Consider the following 3,293-nt stretch of genomic DNA (forward strand, 5'->3'; position numbering starts at 1 on the left):
CCCCGATATAGTAAAAAATGTTAGTTTTTTCAATGGTGGTATTCCTGCTCGCTACGGTGGAAGGCTTTCTTCGGTGATAGATATTCAGATGAAAGAGGGAAACAAAAATGATTTTCATGCGGAAGGTGGAATTGGTATCATTTCAAGTAGATTAACGCTGGAGGGTCCTATAAAATTTCTCAGAAGAAATGCTTCTTTTATAATTTCGGGTCGCCGAACTTACTTCGACCCACTACTAAAGTTATTAGATAGCGGTAATAGCGAAAAACTTCTCTACAAATTTTATGATGTAAACGCCAAGTTTAATATCGAACTAAACGCCAAAAATAAACTATATTTCAGCACCTACACAGGGTATGATGAACTATCCACCCAAGAAAAAAGAGCAAATAGTACGGTGGTTTCTGACTTTTCCTCTTCCACAAATTGGGGAAACAAAACTGCTACTCTGCGTTGGAATCATTTATTTAATCAGAAGTTATTTCTCAACAATACATTTACCTACACTAATTATCAGACCACCAATGCCTCAAAAGGTTTCAGACAAACAAAGACTGATACCCTCAACCAGTCTTAAGGTATTTCTTCGTTGATTCGAGATTTTAGCCTAAAATCAGACTTTGAATATTATAAAACTAACAAGTCTCAGCTAAAATTTGGTTTTCAGACTACCTTTCACACAGTAACACCCCGAAAATTAGATGTATTTGTAAATACCAAAAACATTGCCACTATCAATACCTACAAAAATATAGAAGCAGGAATATACCTCGAAAATGTCTATCGTATTGGCGAAAGATTGTTGTTAAATTCGGGTTTTAGGCTAAATAGCTTTTTTGTAAAAGATAAAATTTTCATTCTGCCCGAACCACGAGCTTTGTTGAGTTATGAAACCAAGGCAAAAGTATTATTGAAAACTACTTATGTCCGAATGAACCAAAATATAAGTTTATTATCAAACAATGGGCTTGGGCTTTCGATAGATACTTGGATTCCTGCCACTAAGCGATTTGTCCCACAACAAACCGATATTGTATCGCTTGAAGCAGAAAAAATGTTCAAAAAAAGTGATATTTTATTCACTACGGGCTTATATTTCAAGAAATTTAACAATATTTTGAGTTACCGAGAAGGGGTAAAAGTAACATCTTTCGATGCAGAATTAAAAGATTTTTTGTGGGAAGACAACGTAACCCAAGGCGAAGGGATTTCGGTTGGAAGCGAATGGGGTATTCGTAAAACTTCTGGCAAATTAACTGGAATAGCCTCTTACACATTATCAAAAACCATTCATAGGTTTCAAGAACTCAACCAAGGAAAACCCTTTTATCCGAGGCAAGACATTAGGAATAGCTTCAATATTGTGGGGAGTTATGACATTACCCAAAGAATAAAAGTTGCGGCAAGTTGGGTTTATACTTCTGGTAGTCCGATAAATATTCCACAAGGCTCGTTCTTGGGTTTATTTTCTGATGCTGATGAAGTAAATAAACCAGCTAATTTTAAACTTCCTTATTATGGTGCACGGAACAGTTTTCGCACGGCAGCTTATCACCGACTTGATTTTAGTATTCAGTTTATAAAAAAGAAAAAGAGAATGGAACGCACTTGGGAAATTGGCGTTTTCAATGCCTATAACCGAGCCAATCCGTTTTATTATTACGTTGCTTCTGTTTCGGGTGTATTGGGTTCGGGAATTACGACTGAAGTACGTAATCTTAGTTTATTACCGCTAATTCCCTCGCTAAACTACTCTTTCAAATTTTAATTTTTTACGTAATGAAAGCTATAAAACTGATTATTGTTTTTTTCATCTGCACTTCTTGCGAAAAATGGAAAGTAGAAGAAAATACTGCCGATATTAATAATTTAATTGCTGTCAGTAGTTTAGTTTCGCCTACAACTCCACTAATGACAGTTTATGTATCGAAAGGAATTTTACTTGGGCAAGTAATAAAAAATGATTCTCTGCAAATAACCAATGCCGAAGTATCTATTTCTGACGGTACAACTACACAAAAACTACTCTATAACCCAACAGATAAACGATACGAAGCTCTTCAAGATAAGTTGAAAGTTATTTCGGGAAAAACATATTATTTAACCGTGAAAGTAAACAATAAAACCCTTGAAGCTTCGTGTATTGTTCCAAACAAACCTCAAATACAAGCTATAAAAAACAGAAGAACCGATAACGGAATCCAATTTTCATTAAACTGGAAAAACACCGAAAAAGCCTACTTGATAGAGTCAATCATTGATGGAGTTACGGCAACAAATTTGCCGACTAAACTAAGCATAATTTGGGACAGCGACAATACCAGAGCATCGGTTATAAAATCAAGTGTTTTAGATGAGTTTATTTACACAGGTAGGTTTCCGATTCCATCTAATATTAGATTAAAAAATATTTTCACAACAGTATCATCTATCGACCAAAACTACGAATTTTTTATTGAAAGAAGAGGCAAGGTCGATAGTGATGTGGGGATTTTTGAACGGTTTTCTGAGCCAAATTTAGGCTATTCAAATATCAAAGGTGGAATCGGAATATTTGGAGCGGTTTATCCAATAACAGTTGAGAACGAAATAATACGATAAATAATTTTTGACAAAGCACAAATTTCTACAATCTAAACCATACAACTTTCACTCACCGACTCTCTCTACCGCAAAAAATACAATATGTCTATACAAGTGCAGTAAAAAATTGTTTTATTTGTATCCGTTTAAAATTCAATCCTACTCAAAATGCAAAGACGTTCGGCAATAAAAAATATTGCCCTAACGATTGGCGGTACAATAGTGCTACCTTCGTGGGCAAACGCATGGAACAAAGAAGCCATCTCAAGCACTTCTTTAAAGATTTCGGAAACACAAGAAAATCTACTGGCAGAAATCGTCGAAACGATTATTCCTAAAACAGATACTCTCGGAGCAAAAGACCTCAACGTACATCAATTTACCATCAAAATGGTGGCCGATTGCTACGATAAAAAATCGCAAGAAACTTTCTCGAAAGGCTTTGCTTTGGTTGATGCTGCTGCAAAAAGAGATTTCTCAAAGACTTTTATTGAATGTGATGGCAAGCAAAAACTCGAAGTTTTGAATAAAATGTCGAATTCGGAGAATACCGATGAAAAAGGCTTTGTGCGTTTAGTGAAAAACCTCACGATTCAAGGCTATCTCAACTCAGAATACGTAATGACTAACCTACGAATTTTTGAATTTGCCCCAGCTCGTTATCACGGCTGTGTACCTGTTAAGAAGTAATATTCAAAGGAAGACTTCGC

Annotated in this window: 3 protein-coding genes and 1 pseudogene; all 4 read left to right on the top strand. The window is 35.5% G+C overall.

Translation table 11 applies throughout. The features are described from left to right. Positions 1-577, top strand: a pseudogene (locus tag ACOVO2_RS10270) (TonB-dependent receptor); the annotation flags it as partial. Between the two features lie 12 nt (positions 578-589). Continuing rightward, positions 590-1,768 carry a hypothetical protein gene (locus ACOVO2_RS10275; RefSeq protein ID WP_421769880.1) on the top strand — a complete coding sequence of 393 codons (1,179 nt, stop codon included), beginning with the start codon at positions 590-592 and terminating at the stop codon, positions 1,766-1,768. 11 nt (positions 1,769-1,779) lie between these two features. After that, positions 1,780-2,601, top strand: coding sequence for a DUF4249 family protein (locus tag ACOVO2_RS10280; protein WP_421769881.1), 822 nt, complete (start codon positions 1,780-1,782; stop codon positions 2,599-2,601). A 150-nt stretch (positions 2,602-2,751) separates the two neighbouring features. Further along, positions 2,752-3,273 (top strand): gluconate 2-dehydrogenase subunit 3 family protein, encoded by a 522-nt coding sequence (locus ACOVO2_RS10285; RefSeq protein ID WP_421769882.1) that lies wholly within the window; start codon positions 2,752-2,754, stop codon positions 3,271-3,273. Positions 3,274-3,293 lie beyond the last annotated feature (20 nt).

Source organism: Emticicia sp. (genome assembly GCF_049241225.1).
GTDB lineage: Bacteria > Bacteroidota > Bacteroidia > Cytophagales > Spirosomataceae > Emticicia.

What these genes read in the sequence shown, in the direction of transcription:
- ACOVO2_RS10285 (WP_421769882.1), top strand. Translation starts at nt 2,752, where the DNA reads ATGCAAAGACGTTCGGCAATAAAAAATATTGCCCTAACGATTGGCGGT.
- ACOVO2_RS10280 (WP_421769881.1), top strand. Translation starts at nt 1,780, where the DNA reads ATGAAAGCTATAAAACTGATTATTGTTTTTTTCATCTGCACTTCTTGC.